The sequence below is a fragment of the Tenacibaculum geojense genome (assembly GCF_042676005.1).
GTDB lineage: Bacteria > Bacteroidota > Bacteroidia > Flavobacteriales > Flavobacteriaceae > Polaribacter > Polaribacter geojense.
Window position 1 is genome coordinate 86,080 of the sequence record NZ_JBHTJR010000045.1, and the last position, 16,512, is coordinate 102,591.

General features: G+C 30.3%; 14 protein-coding genes. 7 read left to right on the top strand and 7 right to left on the bottom strand.

Going from position 1 to position 16,512, the window contains the following annotated elements; all coding sequences use genetic code 11:
• Positions 1-50: 50 nt before the first annotated feature.
• The 4 genes from ACFQ1U_RS07915 to rlmB all read left to right on the top strand — a co-directional run bounded on the left by ACFQ1U_RS07915 (position 51) and on the right by rlmB (position 6,286).
• Positions 51-3,176: a SusC/RagA family TonB-linked outer membrane protein gene (locus ACFQ1U_RS07915; protein ID WP_386107067.1), complete on the top strand. Its 3,126-nt coding sequence runs from the start codon at positions 51-53 to the stop codon at positions 3,174-3,176.
• Positions 3,177-3,179: 3 nt separating this feature from the next.
• Positions 3,180-4,577 (top strand): RagB/SusD family nutrient uptake outer membrane protein, encoded by a 1,398-nt coding sequence (locus ACFQ1U_RS07920; RefSeq protein WP_386107069.1) that lies wholly within the window; start codon positions 3,180-3,182, stop codon positions 4,575-4,577.
• A 16-nt stretch (positions 4,578-4,593) separates the two neighbouring features.
• Complete coding sequence (locus tag ACFQ1U_RS07925; protein WP_386107071.1) at positions 4,594-5,475, top strand: hypothetical protein; 882 nt, start codon at positions 4,594-4,596, stop codon at positions 5,473-5,475.
• Positions 5,476-5,548: 73 nt separating this feature from the next.
• A complete protein-coding gene (gene rlmB / locus ACFQ1U_RS07930) occupies positions 5,549-6,286 on the top strand; it encodes a 23S rRNA (guanosine(2251)-2'-O)-methyltransferase RlmB (RefSeq protein ID WP_386107073.1) in 738 nt (245 codons plus the stop codon).
• Positions 6,287-6,298: 12 nt separating this feature from the next.
• Here the strand turns inward: rlmB and ACFQ1U_RS07935 are convergent, their stop codons facing one another.
• Positions 6,299-7,024: a rhomboid family intramembrane serine protease gene (locus ACFQ1U_RS07935; protein ID WP_386107075.1), complete on the bottom strand. Its 726-nt coding sequence runs from the start codon at positions 7,022-7,024 to the stop codon at positions 6,299-6,301.
• A 78-nt stretch (positions 7,025-7,102) separates the two neighbouring features.
• Between ACFQ1U_RS07935 and ACFQ1U_RS07940 the strand changes: the two genes are divergently transcribed.
• On the top strand, positions 7,103-8,374 hold the full coding sequence (locus tag ACFQ1U_RS07940) for a replication-associated recombination protein A (RefSeq protein ID WP_386107077.1): 1,272 nt from the start codon (positions 7,103-7,105) through the stop codon (positions 8,372-8,374).
• Positions 8,375-8,397: 23 nt separating this feature from the next.
• Here the strand turns inward: ACFQ1U_RS07940 and ACFQ1U_RS07945 are convergent, their stop codons facing one another.
• From ACFQ1U_RS07945 to ACFQ1U_RS07960, 4 genes are read right to left on the bottom strand one after another with little or no spacing between them, the layout of a single operon-like run.
• Positions 8,398-9,135, bottom strand: coding sequence for a hypothetical protein (locus ACFQ1U_RS07945; RefSeq protein WP_386107079.1), 738 nt, complete (start codon positions 9,133-9,135; stop codon positions 8,398-8,400).
• A gap of 5 nt (positions 9,136-9,140) precedes the next feature.
• Positions 9,141-10,535 (bottom strand): DUF5723 family protein, encoded by a 1,395-nt coding sequence (locus tag ACFQ1U_RS07950; RefSeq protein ID WP_386107080.1) that lies wholly within the window; start codon positions 10,533-10,535, stop codon positions 9,141-9,143.
• A gap of 2 nt (positions 10,536-10,537) precedes the next feature.
• A complete protein-coding gene (locus ACFQ1U_RS07955; protein ID WP_386107082.1) occupies positions 10,538-11,080 on the bottom strand; it encodes a hypothetical protein in 543 nt (180 codons plus the stop codon).
• A 33-nt stretch (positions 11,081-11,113) separates the two neighbouring features.
• A complete protein-coding gene (locus tag ACFQ1U_RS07960; RefSeq protein ID WP_386107084.1) occupies positions 11,114-11,803 on the bottom strand; it encodes a YjjG family noncanonical pyrimidine nucleotidase in 690 nt (229 codons plus the stop codon).
• Positions 11,804-11,868: 65 nt separating this feature from the next.
• Between ACFQ1U_RS07960 and ACFQ1U_RS07965 the strand changes: the two genes are divergently transcribed.
• Together ACFQ1U_RS07965 and ACFQ1U_RS07970 are read left to right on the top strand one after the other, a co-directional pair.
• A complete protein-coding gene (locus ACFQ1U_RS07965) occupies positions 11,869-12,975 on the top strand; it encodes a glycosyltransferase (RefSeq protein ID WP_386107086.1) in 1,107 nt (368 codons plus the stop codon).
• A complete protein-coding gene (locus ACFQ1U_RS07970) occupies positions 12,972-14,240 on the top strand; it encodes an oligosaccharide flippase family protein (protein ID WP_386107088.1) in 1,269 nt (422 codons plus the stop codon). The genes ACFQ1U_RS07965 and ACFQ1U_RS07970 overlap by 4 nt, the downstream gene beginning before the upstream one ends.
• Here ACFQ1U_RS07970 and ACFQ1U_RS07975 read toward each other — a convergent pair.
• Together ACFQ1U_RS07975 and ACFQ1U_RS07980 are read right to left on the bottom strand one after the other, a co-directional pair.
• Positions 14,220-15,125 (bottom strand): hypothetical protein, encoded by a 906-nt coding sequence (locus tag ACFQ1U_RS07975; protein ID WP_386107091.1) that lies wholly within the window; start codon positions 15,123-15,125, stop codon positions 14,220-14,222. The two genes, ACFQ1U_RS07970 and ACFQ1U_RS07975, sit on opposite strands and share 21 nt — an antisense overlap.
• Complete coding sequence (locus ACFQ1U_RS07980; protein WP_386107093.1) at positions 15,122-16,429, bottom strand: polysaccharide deacetylase family protein; 1,308 nt, start codon at positions 16,427-16,429, stop codon at positions 15,122-15,124. The genes ACFQ1U_RS07975 and ACFQ1U_RS07980 overlap by 4 nt, the downstream gene beginning before the upstream one ends.
• Positions 16,430-16,512: the final 83 nt, after the last annotated feature.

The window sequence follows — 16,512 nt, forward strand, 5'->3', positions numbered from 1 at the left end:
TAAGATAAATTTAAGATTTTAGCGAATAATTAATTCAAATAATTAAATAAATGAGAACAAAGTTTAATGGAATTTTAACACTTTTACTGGTGTTAATAGTGCAAATTTCATTTGCACAAGAAAAAACTGTGTCTGGTACGGTTTCTGATGAAACAGGGCCACTTCCAGGTGTAAGTGTACTTAAAAAAGGAACTACTTCAGGTACTGAAACAGACTTCGATGGTAATTTTACTATTAGAGCTAAAGCTGGTGATATATTAGTGTTTAGTTTTGTAGGAATGAAGACCTCTGAAAAAATTGTTGGTACTTCGAATACTATCAATGTTGTTTTAGAAAATGACAATCTATTAGAAGAAGTAATCGTTGTTGGTTATGGTACTGAAAGTAGAGAAACAGTAACATCATCTGTTACAGTATTGAAAGCTGAGGATGTTGAAAATAGACCTACAGGATCGCTTGTGCAAGCAATGCAAGCACAGTCACCTGGTTTAAATATTTCAACGGGTAATGGTCAGCCAGGAGGAAATAGTACAATACTTTTAAGAGGGGTAAATTCTTTAAGTGGTAATACGGAACCTCTATTTATTATAGATGGTATACCAGTAGATGAAGATAATTTTAGATCTATTAATCAAAATGACATTGCTTCTATATCTGTATTAAAAGATGCATCTGCTACAGCTATTTACGGTAACCGTGCAACAGGTGGTGTTATAGTTATTACAACAAAAACAGGTAAGACAAATCAAAACTTACAAATTAGGTACTCTGGTCGTAGTGGATTTTCTTTCAAACAAAAGCCAAATTTCACTTTAGCTAATTCGGAACAGCTATTAAGAATTGAGAGATCTTCAGATTCAGGACCTGGTTCAGGTGCATATAATTCATATGTAGGTGAGGTTTTAGGTGTATCTGGTGGTACTCCATTAACTGACGATGAGATAGCAAGAATATCTGCTACTAACACTGACTGGACTGATGTGTTATTAAGAGTTGGAAATTTCAATTCACATGATTTATCTTTAAGTACTGGTTCTGAAAATTTAACTTCTTATACTTCTTTAGGCTATTTTGAACAACAAGGTATTGCTTTAAGATCTGGATTACAAAGATTCACATTCAGAACAAATAATACTTACAAAAAAAATAAATTTACATTAAACTCAAATCTAGCTGTAGGTTTTAGTAAGTCAGATTTTGCAGGAGGTATTTCAAGCGGTGCTAGTAGTGGTTCATTAAGTAACCCATTTCTAGTTCCTTTTGTTGCTAAACCGTATTTATCGCCATACAATGCTGATGGTTCTTTAAATTATATTGGTAATCCAAATTATGATGATGCTTCAGGGTTTTTAAACACACCTTATGTTGCATTAAATGTATCTAAATTTGATAAAAACAGAACCACTGAATTAAGATTGACTGGTGGTTTAAACGCTCAATATCAATTCACTGATAAATTGATGGGATATGTTGGATTTGGAGCTGATATGATCGAAACAACTAACTATCAATTACAACCAACAAATAGTATTAGAGGTAGTCAAGCAAATGATGAAAACGCTGACTTTCAAGGAACTCAATCTGAAGCATTTAACAGAGACACTAGAATGAATGTTGACATCAGATTAAATTATGAAGACACTATTGATGATAAACACAACTACTCATTGTTAGCCGTATCAGAATTTTTATACTCTGAAAACAATGGATTTAGTTATTTTCAAACAGGTTTAGTACCTGGTTTAGAAGGAACAGGTGCTGGTTTTGTTGCTGGTACTACCGTTGAAGATCCAAACGAAGACGGCGTTGATGACTATTTCTACATTCCTACATTAGGTTCATTTAAGGTTAACGTATCACAATTTTCATTAATTGGTAAAGCTACTTATGACTATGATAAAATTGCTGGTGTTGATTTTACAATCAGACGTGACGGATCTTCAAGGTTTTCTGACAAAAACAGATATGGTATATTTTGGGCAGCTGGTGGATTTGTGAACCTTACCAAATCTCTTTTAAAACCAAGTGATATATTAAATGACTTAAAATTAAGAGGAAGTTACGGGATAACAGGAAATGACAGATTACTATCTGCTTACTATTTAGGTTTAGATGTATCTTATGATCAGTTCAATACTGATGGTGGATACAATGGTAGTGTAGGTTTATTCCCTAGTCAACTTGGAAATGAAGATATAAGATGGGAACAAACGGCTAAAGCTAACATCGGTGTTGATTTTAAAATGTTTAAAAATAGATTAACAGGGTCTTTTGATGCTTATAAAAATAAAACTACTGACTTATTTGGTAGTAGGCTAGTGTCCCCAATTTCAGGATTCTTTGATGTAGATGCTAACATTGGATCGATGGAGAACAGAGGTTTAGAAACTGTAATGAATTATAAAGTTATCAGTAATGAAGATACTGAGTGGACGATTGGTATTAATGCTTCATATAATGAAAATGAAATTCTTGAATTGGATGGTGTAGAACCAGATGCAAATGGAGATATTATATTGAACCCTGGTCAAAGAGCACCTGAAGCTGTTGGTAGATCTTATAATGAATATTATGCTGTTAGATGGGCTGGTGTTAATCCGGCAAACGGAAGACCATTATACTTGGATAGAGATGGAAATGTTACTGAAACTTATAACCCAGCAGATAGAGTATTTACTGGAAAATCATCAGTTCCTAAATATCAAGGAGGATTCAATACAAATTTCACTCACAAAGGTTTTAATGTAGCTGCTCAATTTACATTTGCTGCTGAAGTTTACAGATATAATGGTACTTTAGGTGTAGTTGAAGATCCAGGATTAATAGGAATTGCAAATGTTTCTTCAAATTTACTGAACGCATGGGAACAACCAGGTGACATTACTGGAATTCCTTCATTAGCTTCAGGATCTACAAGAAACTTACTTTCAGATAGATATTTAGAAGACTCTTCATATTTAAGATTAAAAAATATTTCTATAGGGTATGAATTAACGAACTCTTTAATGAAAGATAGTCCTTTCAGTTCTGTAAGATTATACATTCAAGGAGAGAACTTATTAACATGGTCTAAATGGAGAGGTTTTGATCCGGAATTCGATCCTTTTACAACTAATGATTTTTTCTCTTTCCCTAATTCAAGAGCATTTACTTTAGGTGTTGACTTAAAATTATAAAAAATGAAAAATATTAAAAAATATATATTAGGCTTTGCCTTAATGACAACTGCATTTACATTTCTGTCTTGTGAAGATAAGCTTGAAATTATACCAAATAATGCACTAGTTCCTGAAACTGCTTTCAGAACTGTAGATGATTTACAGAACGGTTTAAATGCTGCTTACAGTAGATATGGCAATAACACAATTACTTTAAACTCAATTTTTACTGATAATACAAAAGTTGGGTTTGATAATGGTGGTCAGCAACTAAGTTTACATAGATTAGTTATGGATCCAAATACTGGAATAGCATCAACTATTTGGATTAACAGGTATACTATGATTAATGAAACAACAAGAGTTATAGACGCTGCTGCTTCTGGTTCAATTGACATCGATGGTAGACAATCTGAACTTAATAATATATTGGGGCAATGTTATGCTTTAAGAGCTTTTGCTCATTTTGAATTATTTCAGTATTACACGCCTGATTATTTAGATCCAAATGGTTTAAGTGTTCCTGCTGTTGATATTAATGTGACTACTCAGACTTTACCAAGAAATACTGTTTCTGAAGTATTAACATTAATCAATGATGACTTAACAGTGGCTCAAGGGCTATTAGATCAATCTGCAACAAATAACAAATATGTAACTACTGATTTCTTAAAAGCTTTAAAAGCAAGAATTGGTTTATTTACAGGTGATTATACAATGGCTTTAAATAATGCTAATGATTTAATTAACTCGTATGATCTTGCTGATAGAAATCAATATGTTTCTATGTACAATGATAATGATAACACTGAGGTTATCTTTAAAGCAGCTAGGACAATTGCAGATGCAAGACCAGGTAATATTTGGCACTTCTTTGGAGGTGGACCTTTTATGGAAATGTCAAATTCATTATTTAATGAGTTAGATCCTGCTGATGTAAGATATAACGTTTTATTAAATGTTTTTGAAAGTGATCCAGCTAACAATGTACATAAAATAAACAAATATCCAGGAACTGCCGTTGAATTCTTAGCAGATGTTAAAGTATTTAGAGTTTCTGAAATGTATTTAATAAAAGCTGAAGTAGAAGCACGAAATAGTGATTTTATAGCTTCAAGAAATACATTAAAAGAATTAAGAGATGCAAGATATGGTTCTAACACTGCACTTGAATCATATGCAAATTTGAGTGATGCTTTAGATGTGATTTTAAAAGAAAGAAGATTAGAGTTAGCTTATGAAGGTCACAGATATTTAGATTTAAAAAGACTTAACAGAAACTTAGAGAGAATAGATTTAGATTGTGGAAATTTAGACAATGCATGTCAAATAGTAAACACTGATCCAAGATTTACATTACCTATACCTGCTGCTGAAATCAACGCTAATCCAAACATGGTTCAAAATCCAGGTTATTAATTTAAAATAATAAATAATGAGAAAATTTTATGACATAAAAAAAATAGTATTACTTATGACTGTAAGTATACTATCATTAGTTTCTTGTAAAAACGAGGATTTAGTTATATTAAACACACCTAATGGTTTTATTCAAATTGATGGATCTGTTCCAAATTTGGCAGAAGATGATGAAGATGGTGTAAATGTAACAGTGAAATTTGGAGGAGAAACCAATGAAAATGGTATTACAGTAAACTATACATTATCATCTGAAGATAACACAAGATTTATTGATGAAAATAACGGATCTGTAGAGATAGCAGCTGGTGAATATAGCACTACTATATCAATAAAACCAGTTGACAATATTTTTGTAGATGGTAATCTTGTTGTTACTTTAACTTTAGACAGTTCTAGTTCTGTACCTGTTGGTTTGGCTGGTGAAGGTGTTAATAACGTAAGCCAGGTAATTAATATAATTGATAATGATTGTCCTATTGTATATGAAAATATTGTTGGGACATATAATGGAACAGATAATTGGTATAGCTCTGTGGGAGGACCTTTAGATACGCAAATGGTTGCTTCATCTGATGGATCAATTGTTACTGTTGTAGGGATTGGTCATGCTTGGATTGAAAACCCTGAATATTGGGCTGAGGAAATAATCCAAGAAGGTGAAATTGAGTTACAAATAGATCCTATAACTGGTGATGTAACAATACCTTACACATATACTGCTACTGCATTATATTTAGGTTCACCATATGACTACTATGTTCAAGGTAGTGGAAAGTATTTTTCTTGTTCAGACACTTTTGAATTAAATTTTGAGATTTTCTATGCTGGTCAAGATCCTGTTTCTGGTTATTTCGGAGTACCAGGTTTTATCTGGAGAGAGACTCTAACTAGATAAAATAATAGAACATATTTAAAACCACCTCTGTCGAGGTGGTTTTTTTATGTAATAATTTGACTACATTTGCAGCATGGAACAAAACACTACTATATTTGGTATTAGAGCTATTATTGAAGCAATAGAGAGTGGCTCATCAATTAATAAAGTATATTTACAGAAAGGTTTAAGAGGGGATTTATATTTTCAGTTAGAAAAATTATTAAAGAAAAATAAAATTTCATCAAGTATTGTTCCTACTGAAAAGTTAGACCGTTTATCAAAACACAATAACCACCAAGGTGCAGTTGCAAAGATATCACCTATTGAATTTTATGAATTAGAAATATTAATTGATAGCGTTTTAGAAAAAAAAGATAAACCTTTATTCTTATTGCTAGATCAATTGTCTGATGTTAGAAATTTTGGAGCTATTATAAGAACTGCTGAGTGTACTGGAGTAGATGGTATTATCATACAAAAAAACGGTAGTGCTCCAGTTAATGCTGATACTATAAAAACATCAGCTGGCGCCGCTTTTAAGGTTCCAATCTGCAAAGTAGATCATATAAAAGATGCTATATTTCACATACAAGCATCAAATATAAAATTAGTTGCTGCTACAGAGAAAACAGAGGATTCTGTTTATTCTATTAATTTTAATCAACCAATGGCAATAGTTATGGGCTCTGAACACAAAGGTGTAAGCAATTCTGTTTTAAAAATGGCTGATTATAAAGCTAAATTACCTTTATTAGGAGAAATTGAATCTTTAAATGTATCAGTAGCTTGTGGTGCTTTTTTATACGAAGCAGTAAGACAAAGGATGTAATTAACTTACCTCCTACTCTTGATCTGATTTATTAGGTTTGTAAACATATTGATAAGTAAAATTTGGTAACGATTCTTCTTCTGTTTCATCTATAATAGATGGTGGAATATAATTTCCATCTTCATCAAACATATCGTCGAATGCTGTTTTAGTAAATTGAAATTTTTCTTTAACTAATCCCTGTTTTCGATATACATATGCAAAAAATAAACCTACTAAAAAACCAGATAAATGGCCTTCCCATGAAATACCTTCTTTAACTGGGAAAACATACCATATCATACTCCCGTATAAGAAGATGATAATTAAAGACATAGCTACTAATCTGTAATGTTTTTTAATTATTCCGCTAAAAAAAACAAAACTAAAAAGTAGGTAAACAACTCCACTTGCTCCAATATGATGAGACTCACGACCTATCAACCATGTTAACACACCAGTTATCAGAGTACCAAAAATCATCAACTTAAGGGAAACTTTTCTGTAGAAATAAAAAATACTTGTTCCTAAAACAAATAGAGGGACAGAATTATTAAAAAGGTGTTGCGTATCTCCATGAATAAAAGGACTGAAGAAAACCCCCTTTAAACCAGAAAAATTTCTAGGATAAATACCATACTTATTAAAATTCCAGTCGAATCTTAGTTCTAAATAATACACAAACCATAAAATAAAAACCCACAAGAAGGGAATCATAAAAATATCATTAGAATAGGATAAGTTTGAATTATTGTTCATAATAAACTAAAGGTAACAAAAATGCATCCAAATAGGAAATAAACAAATTCTGTCAGAAAACTTTGTTATTTTTACCTTATGAATGCACCTTTGGCAGAAAGAATACGTCCTAAAAAACTTAAAGATTATATTAGTCAACAACATTTAGTTGGTGATAACGGAATATTAACCAATCACATTAAACAGGGAATTATACCTTCTTTAATACTATGGGGACCTCCTGGTATAGGAAAAACAACACTTGCTAACATTATAGCCTCTGAATCTGAGAGACCATTTTACACTCTAAGCGCTATAAGTTCTGGTGTAAAAGATGTAAGGGAGGTTATCGAAAAAGCAAAAAAAAGTAGTGGTTTATTTACACAGAAAAATCCTATTTTATTTATTGACGAGATTCATCGTTTTAGTAAATCACAACAAGATTCATTATTAGGCGCTGTTGAAAAAGGATGGGTTACATTGATAGGTGCAACTACAGAAAACCCAAGTTTTGAAGTAATCCCGGCACTAATCTCTCGTTGTCAAGTATATATTTTAAATTCTTTTGATAAAGATGATTTAATTGCCTTATTAGAAAGAGCAATGCGTGAGGATACACTATTAAAAGATAAAAAAATTACCCTAAAAGAAACAGATGCTTTATTACAAGTATCTGGTGGTGATGCACGTAAACTTTTAAACATATTTGACTTATTAACTGCGCCTGAGGAGGAAATAGTGATAACCAATGAAATGGTTTTAGCTAAAATTCAGAAAAATACAGTTAGGTATGATAAAACAGGAGAACAACATTATGATATTATTTCTGCGTTTATAAAATCAATAAGAGGTAGTGATCCTAACGGAGCCGTATATTGGCTTGCTAGGATGATTGAAGGTGGTGAAGATGTAAAGTTTATTGCTAGAAGAATGCTTATTTCGGCATCAGAAGATATTGGAAACGCTAATCCTACTGCTTTAATTTTAGCAAATAATACATTTCAAGCCGTATCTGTTATTGGATATCCAGAATCAAGAATAATATTAAGTCAGTGCGCAGTATATTTAGCAAACTCTCCTAAAAGTAACGCTAGTTATATGGCGATAGGACAAGCTCAAAACATCGTAAAAAACACTGGTGACTTAGCTGTACCTCTTCACTTAAGAAATGCACCAACTAAATTGATGAAAGATTTAGACTACGGAAAAGATTATTTATACTCACATGATTATCCTGGAAACTTTATTTCGCAAGAGTTTCTACCAGAAGAGATTAAAAATACCAAAATATATGAACCCGGAAATAATGCTCGCGAAAATAGTTTTAGAGAACTTTTAAAACAACGTTGGAAAGATAAATACAATTACTAAAAAGAGCGCAAAATCGCGCTCTTTTAAAATTTTATAGTATACATTTCCGATGTAAATACATTATCTGAATAATACTCTGCAACCCAAACACTTCCTTTTTTTAACAAAAGCCCTTTTTTGTTATTTAAAATAAAAACATTAGGATTTGATGTTTTTAGCACCTGAAAAACCACAGAAGGTTTTGTATTAACTAATTGATATCCGTTTTTAATAGACTGAGCATATAGTACATTAGTAGCATCCGTATTCACCTCTGTCTCTTCTTTTGGAATAACTTTTTCATTATGCTTTGAAATAGCGACTGGAGCTTGACTTGACACCTTTTGATTTTTAACAGGTGTATATTTATAGCTTAATGCCTTTACAGATTTAAATGCATCTCTAATAGCTTCATGATAAGCTTTCTTATAATCTTTTTCTTTACTAAAACCAACTTTGGATGTAAAAACAATCTTATTAAAACAATCTTTTAAAACTATTTTATTTTTTGTAGAAAACATCCCAGACTCATCTTCTACTTCTGCTGTTAAAGCAAGACATCTGTTTGCAAATAAATCTGATGGTAACTCATCATCACTCATAAAAGCAGTAAAACCATATTTATTAAATAAAAATTTAGTTAATGAACTAGTTTGATATTTATCTACTGATTTTACAAATGAAAACTGCTTAGGAACAACTATATATTTATAGCTATTTACAGACTGTTGAGCCGATATTGAAAATGTTGTTAAAAGAAATAATAAGGTTAATTTTTTCATATAAATTAATTGAATATAAAGTTAATACCTAATTGTGCGGTAGATCTATGTGAATCTGCCACATCCGAAAGTTGAAAAACATTATCAACCATTCCATATACATTAAGTTTCCACACATTTACAGACAAACCGACACCAAAGTTACTTGCTGAAAAATCATCAATAGTGTAGGTGAATTTTGTATTTAAATATTTAGAAAACTTACGTTCATAAAATCCTGTGAAAGCAAATCGAACCCCATTTGGTCTGTACACTGCATACAACTGCCCTCCTACTGCATTGTCATAAAAATCTTTAAAAGTAATATCGTGGCATGTATTATTATTTCTACTTTTTCCAAAGCTATATCTTCCTGAACTAAAAAACTTAATTGGTCTTATAACTGAATAAGAATCGTTATTCTCATCAGTATCTACCTGGCTGTTAAAGTCATCTTCTAAATTCTGCCAATAATCTGTATTTTGATTATCGTATTCAAACTCTACTCCTGAAAAAGTATAACTTCCTTTTACTGTAGCATTTCTAGTGTTTTTGGAATAACTTAGGAAACCTACATCTACTAAACTAGCTGTAAACTCAACTTGTTCGTTGTAGTGATAGGTAAAACCAACGTCAAAACCTAAACCAAAATTCCCTCCAAAAAAAGTGTTTCCAAAAGCACTACCTGCAGAAATTATAGATTCATTATTTTCATTAAATATCCCTGAACTATAGATACCTGCATCAACATTTTGTAACAAATGTTCATAAATATTGTCTTGACCTTCTCTTGTAGTGAATGTTCCTTCGTTATGGGTTGATGTGATGTTTACGGATCCTGAATAAATTTTTAACCTTGCACCAACTGTAAGTTGATTATTTATTCTTCTGGAAATACCTGCATGCAAAACACCTAAAACATCTGCCTTAATACTAGTATGAGATAAAGAAAAAGATCTTCCTAAATAAGCTGCATTCCCTTCATCGGCAAGAGTAAATAAATCTTTTGGTAATGTAAAAAACACATCTGCTTCTGAATAAAAACCAACACTTAAATAATCTCTTTTATTAATTTTATAACCTCCGTTTAAAATTTCTACCTGTGTATTGATAGCTGCATAGTCTTCATTTGAAATCCCTGCAATAGCATTTCTAAGCTTAACATTAAAGTCTGTACCTGCAAAAATACCAATTCCGTCATCTCTAAAAACATCGGCTATTGTTAATCCTGAAATATTTCCGTTTACAGAATTCCCCGATAAAAAAGGAACTCCAATATGATATTTATAGGTTGTTTCTGCTCCTGGGTTTAATAACAAACCTTGCGGAATTTTATCAAAACCGTATAAAATTTGTTTATTTTGAGAATGAACCGAAAATAAAAATCCTAAGGCAATTATTAATAAAACTGACTTTTTCATAACTAATCAATTGTAAAGTAAAAGGTTCCTGCTGATTTGAATTCTAACCTTCTGGGTGTGTTAGGGTCTATAGAGCCTCCGCTTGCTAAAACAGTTAATGTTACTCGTATTTTTCTAGAATTTAAAAATGAAGGATTACTAGAAACTATAATATCTTCTTCGTAGGTGTAATTTTGGTTATTAGCATCTACTACTAAGGTTATTGGATCATAAGTAGCAACATCTGCTTCATCAACAAATAGTATTTCTAATCTAAAATTTCTATTAAACTCATTGAGCACTTCAAAATTTAACAAAACTCTTCTTAAATCTTCTTGTGCTGTAGAATTATCTAAAGCAGTAAAAACAACCTCATCTTCAAAAATTGTGATGGGAAAGTTATTCTCATCATAAAAATCTGTTTGAACTAAATCAAACTTTACTAAAGATACAGGCACTGCTGGATTGATTTCAAAGTCCTCTGCTTGATTAAAATCTATGTCTTTAACACACGAAAAACATAGCCCTATCAGTAAAAAAAGAATAAATTTACTATAAGTTTTCATTATAAATGTATTTTACTTTCAACGTGGCACAAGCTACAAATATTGTTTAATATCTGCTAACTTAGGTACGGATATAAAGTTTTTGTCGGGAATTTGATGAATATTATTGTCACTAAAGTGAATAGGAATCATACCTGTTTTGAAAGATCCTAATACATCTGCCTCATAACTATCTCCAACCATAACACAATCTTGCGCTATTGATTTTGCAGATTTTACAGCGTACTCAAATACTCTAGGGTTAGGCTTTTTAACTCCCACACTATCAGAAGTTACAATTACATCAAAATAATCAGCTATGTTAGAATTATTTAGCTTTTTGTATTGAATTTCATCAAAGCCGTTGGTAATAATATGTAACTGGTACTTTTGTTTTAGGTAATCTAATAAATCTATAGTTCCTTCAACTAAATGCGTAAAGCTAGAAAGGTTATTAATATACTCTTTAGCAATTAGATTAATTGTTTCATCTTTTACCCTTAAAGATAATGCATCAAAAGTATCTTTTAATCTTCCATAACGTAATGAAGATTGATTTACACGCTCTTCTCTATACAACTTCCAGTAACGCTCATTAATAGGCATGTAAACTTCTTCAAAAGCGTTCATATCCATAGCCATATTTTGATCATTAAAAATTTGCTGAAAGGTTAATTTAGAGTTCTTATTGAAGTCCCAAAGTGTATGATCTAAATCAAAAAAGATGTGTTTTATATTATCCATAAATCAAAAATACAGGTATATTAAATAATATACGCTAAATTCGTGTTTAATTTAACAACAATTTATTGACACTTCAAAAACACATATTGTTTTTATGCGGTTGGTATCCATCTAGAGTATTACCAACTAATGGTGATTTTATACAACGTCATGCAGAGGCTGTTAGCTTACATAATAAAGTATCCGTTTTACATATTATTACAGATAAAAGCCTTCAAAAAGATACAGAACTTACATACCAAAAAATTAATAACGTTCACACATATATTGCTTATGTAAAACCAACTAAAAACCCTGTTTTAAAAGTTTTTTTATTTATAAAAACTTTTAAAAAATTAATGGAGCTAATTGGCGAATTTGACGTTATCCATTTAAATAAAATGTATCCGTTTGGCATTTTTACTTTCTTTAATCAAAAACCATATGTTATTACTGAACATTGGACTGGTTATTTAAAGACTAATAATGAAAAAGTAAATTGGCTTCATAAATTAATAGGAAAAATAATTGCTAAAAGAGCAAAGTATTTATGCCCTGTTTCTAAAGATTTAGCTAATGCGATGATTAACTTAGGGTTTCATGGCAACTACAACATTGTTCCGAATGTAGTAGATACTGAGCTATTTAAACCTCAAAAAAAGAATAAATCTAGTTCTTTTACTATTCTTCACGTATCTAACATGATTGATTCTCATAAAAATGTAAGCGGATTACTTAAAGCGGTTAGTAAGCTTAATTTTGATTATAAATTAATATTACTTGGTGACGGATCTCATAAGTATTTACAAAAAGCTACAGAATTGGGTATTAAAGAAAAGGTTGAATGCGTTCAACATGTAACTCACAATCATGTTCCTGATTATTTTAATAAGGCTGATATATTTGTTTTATTTAGCAATTATGAAAATCTACCATGTGTAATCTTAGAAAGCTTTTCTTGTGGAACCCCCGTAATCTCTACAGATGTTGGCGGTATTAAAGAACATTTTCCAGAAAAATTTGGTTTTCTTATTCCTAAAAACAATCAAAAATTGTTAATCCAAAAATTGGAAGAAGTGTATAATAATTATGGTAGTTTTAATCCCGAAGAAATGCATAACTATGCAGTAAACAATTTTAGTAAAATTGCTATTGCAAATGCTTTTAATAACCTCTACAAAAGTATAACGTGAAACTAATTGCTAATTTTATACAAAGTTTTTTAAAAAGAGCTGGTAGTTATATTTTTGCAGCAACAATCATTTCCAGAGTATTATCTTTTTTAAGCTCTTGGATTGCCATTCAACTTATAGAAAATAAAGAGTTAGGTGAAGTTTTATTTGCTTGGACAATTATTACTTTTATACTTCCCATGGTAGGTTTAGGATTACCTCAATCTCTCATTAGGTATGGAGCTTTAAATGATGATAAAAATTATAAACAGCAGCTTCTTCAATTCGTAATTAAAAAAGGAACTTTAGCTAGTTGTATACTAGTTATTGGTTTATCTGTAGTAGGTTTTGTGTATCCTTTTTCAATAAAAAACACAACTACATACCTACCGTTATTAGCTTTTTCAATTTTACCTTATTTTTTTCTTGAAACTATCAAAATACAATACAGGCTTCAACATAATAATAAAAAATATGCCTATGTTGAAATTATAAATCATCTGCTTCATGTGTTTTTAATAACCGCCTTAAGTAGTTTTTACAATGCCTTTGGATACGCTTTGGCTTTATTATTAACACCTACGATTACAGTTCTTTTTTTTATTTCTAATAGTAATATTTTAAAAAACAATACAACAGCTAATTTAAAAAACACTAAAGAGTTATGGAGATATGGTTTTTTTGGAGGCTTATCTAACCTTACTTCTACACTGCTATTTTCTATTGATATATTACTAATTGGTAGTATAATGAGTAAGCCTGAAATGGTTACAAACTACAAATACATTTCTTTAATTCCGTTTAGCATGTTATTCTTACCAAGGGTTTTTATTACAACAGATTTTGTTTCTTTTACAGAAAAAATAACCTCAAAAAGCTATATTTTTAAATATATAAAAAGTTATATCCTATTATTTTTACTAACTAGCATTGTATTTTTAAGTATAAGCTTAATATTTCAGCATCAACTCTTATCATTGCTTGATAGTAACTTAACAACTTACTCTCAAAGTTTTATTATTTTATGTTTGGGTGTGTGTGGTATACTAATTTTTAGAGGCTTGTATGGAAATCTTCTCTCCGCAATTGGACAAGTAAAAATCAATTATTACATCGCAGTAATTGCACTTATTGTAAATTATTTTGGGAATCAATATTTAATTCCTAAGTACGGAATTATGGGAGCTGCCATAACATCGGCTGTGTTAATGTGGGGAACAGGAATTGCAACCTTAATTTGCTTTCATTTTAATTATTATAAATTTTTATCGCTTAAAAAATCTTAAAATTTTTGACAAATTATTATACTTCAAGAAATAATATTGCTGATTTTTTGCTCCAAAACTCAGAAAATATTTAGCGATATTTTTCATTGAAGACCCTCCAAAATTAAACTCTTTATAATGAGGCTCGTATTTATAAATAGCTCTATCTATTAGAAAAGTATTTGCTCCGTTTTTTCTCATTTTTAAATCCGTAGCAGATGCAACAATACTCACTTTACCTTGATATTTTAGGAAAAATCCAGCCGCTACTAAAACACCGTCTTTATTATAAATAGACAACAAATCACCTACTTTTTTTTGTTGACTAACTTTTATTAACTCGTATAAATTTTGGTAATCTTTCTCTCGTAACTTTTTTACTCTTTTACCTATGTTTTTTTGATATAACTGAATAAACTTTCGTGCATCTCCATTCCATTTCTCTGTTAAATCATGCTTTAATGCTTTTTTTAAGTCTTTTTTACGATCTTTTCTGTAATTATTTACAATTAAATCATATGTTTTATTCAAAGAAATGTATTGAAATGATCTCACTTTTCTGTAGGGTAAAAACATTGAAAAACTATTATGTGTATTCAGCCGAGTTTCTACAAAATTAAAGCTATCGAATAAAGCAATTAAAAACTCATTTTCATCAACTACTTCATTGGAGTAAATACCTAATTCTAAAATCCAAAAAGGTGGGTAAACATATTTGGTAAATAACTTTTTACGCCAAGGAATGGGCATTACAGCATCATAATCATCTAAAACTAAAGCACTCCAATTAGTACAAGCTATATCTAAATACCATGAGAAGCCAAAAACATTACACTGTGTTGCATTGGCTATACATGTATCATATTTTTCAATGTTTATTTGTTTTCTCGAAAGAAGTTGGATCATTTTTTTGCTGCCATTTTTACCATAGTTCCATAAACTCTTTGCCAACCTTTCCAATATAAATAATTGCTTAAGCTCTCATTGTGAAATAAAGGAATAAAAGTACCATTAACTCTTTTTACTTCATTTAACAACTCTCTAATTTTCCCTATAGATTGCCTAGGTGTAAGTTTTAAATGTAAATTTAATGTTGTATCCATTAAAGCAAAAGGAAATACTTTTAACGGGGTTTGAATTTCATAATCTAAATCATAAAAATAAAAAGGTGTACAGGTACTAGCCCTGAAACCAACGTGATTTGCATACCCCATTGAATAATCTTCTAATATTTCTAAATCTATTAATTGTTGATAGGTTTTAGGTAAACTAAACCTCAGAAAATGCTGTCTAGATCGTATCATGGGCATGTTTGTTATGCCCTCTAATCGTTCTTTTTCTTTTTTTAATAAAGTAGCATTGTGAATGGTATAATACGAAGGATGTAAACCAACTCTAGCATAATCTACCATATCTTTAATAAGGAGCTTAAATTTTCCTTTGGCATACGAAATATTAGTGTCAAACGAAGAATAATCTCCTATTAAAAAGAAAAAAATCGTTTTTATATTATGTTCTTTTTTAAGCTTTAAAATTTCTTTATAAGTATCAAAAGGATCTTTTTTAATATTGAATCGAACTGCTATTCGATCCCACATATTAAATATTTTTAACTGATATGCATCTGTAAAAAAACCACCAATAGTTCTAACAATACTTTTGTATTTGTAGGCAAAGGCATTATCTACATCAATAGTAGCTATAAACTTATATTTTCTTAACGGATACGTATAGTCTGGAAATCTCTCTTTTAGGGTTTTTAGTAACTTATAAGCCCAAATATCTATTAATGGTTTCTCCAAAAAACCTTGTTGATATGCTAAACTTTCTTCAGCTGAGTATCTTCCGTGTTTATCTTTTACATGAGGTAAATATTCTTCATAACGAGTAATTAAATAAAAACTTGCTGAAAAAATATCAAACGGAATACTTGATTTAGATCCTACTCCAAAAAAACAGGGTACTTTATCCCATTTTCCCATGGTTACCTCTACATCATTTACACCTTGCTCAAAAAGCAAATGAGCACTTTTTATAAAAAACTCTTTACCTAAAGCTACATTTGTATAAGAAATCTTTGGCCCGTTAAAAGCTACAAATTCTTCTACTTTTGTAGTGAAATCGATATCTATAAGTAATATTCTTGTAAAAATATGCTTAAAAATATAACGAACGCGTGGTGTTATTTTATGTGTATAAATGAGTATCAATTCAATAAAACTAAAACAGAAAAAACTAATATTTACAGCTAAAATACTGTTTTTATCTTGAGTTATTAACGCTATTAATTGTG

Excerpts from the sequence above, each read along its gene's own strand:
- ACFQ1U_RS07915 (WP_386107067.1), top strand. The coding sequence starts at position 51 with ATGAGAACAAAGTTTAATGGAATTTTAACACTTTTACTGGTGTTAATA.
- ACFQ1U_RS07925 (WP_386107071.1), top strand. The coding sequence starts at position 4,594 with ATGAGAAAATTTTATGACATAAAAAAAATAGTATTACTTATGACTGTA.
- rlmB (WP_386107073.1), top strand. The coding sequence starts at position 5,549 with ATGGAACAAAACACTACTATATTTGGTATTAGAGCTATTATTGAAGCA.
- ACFQ1U_RS07940 (WP_386107077.1), top strand. The coding sequence starts at position 7,103 with ATGAATGCACCTTTGGCAGAAAGAATACGTCCTAAAAAACTTAAAGAT.
- ACFQ1U_RS07935 (WP_386107075.1), bottom strand. The coding sequence starts at position 7,024 with ATGAACAATAATTCAAACTTATCCTATTCTAATGATATTTTTATGATT.
- ACFQ1U_RS07955 (WP_386107082.1), bottom strand. The coding sequence starts at position 11,080 with ATGAAAACTTATAGTAAATTTATTCTTTTTTTACTGATAGGGCTATGT.
- ACFQ1U_RS07920 (WP_386107069.1), top strand. The coding sequence starts at position 3,180 with ATGAAAAATATTAAAAAATATATATTAGGCTTTGCCTTAATGACAACT.
- ACFQ1U_RS07950 (WP_386107080.1), bottom strand. The coding sequence starts at position 10,535 with ATGAAAAAGTCAGTTTTATTAATAATTGCCTTAGGATTTTTATTTTCG.
- ACFQ1U_RS07975 (WP_386107091.1), bottom strand. The coding sequence starts at position 15,125 with ATGATCCAACTTCTTTCGAGAAAACAAATAAACATTGAAAAATATGAT.
- ACFQ1U_RS07960 (WP_386107084.1), bottom strand. The coding sequence starts at position 11,803 with ATGGATAATATAAAACACATCTTTTTTGATTTAGATCATACACTTTGG.
- ACFQ1U_RS07945 (WP_386107079.1), bottom strand. The coding sequence starts at position 9,135 with ATGAAAAAATTAACCTTATTATTTCTTTTAACAACATTTTCAATATCG.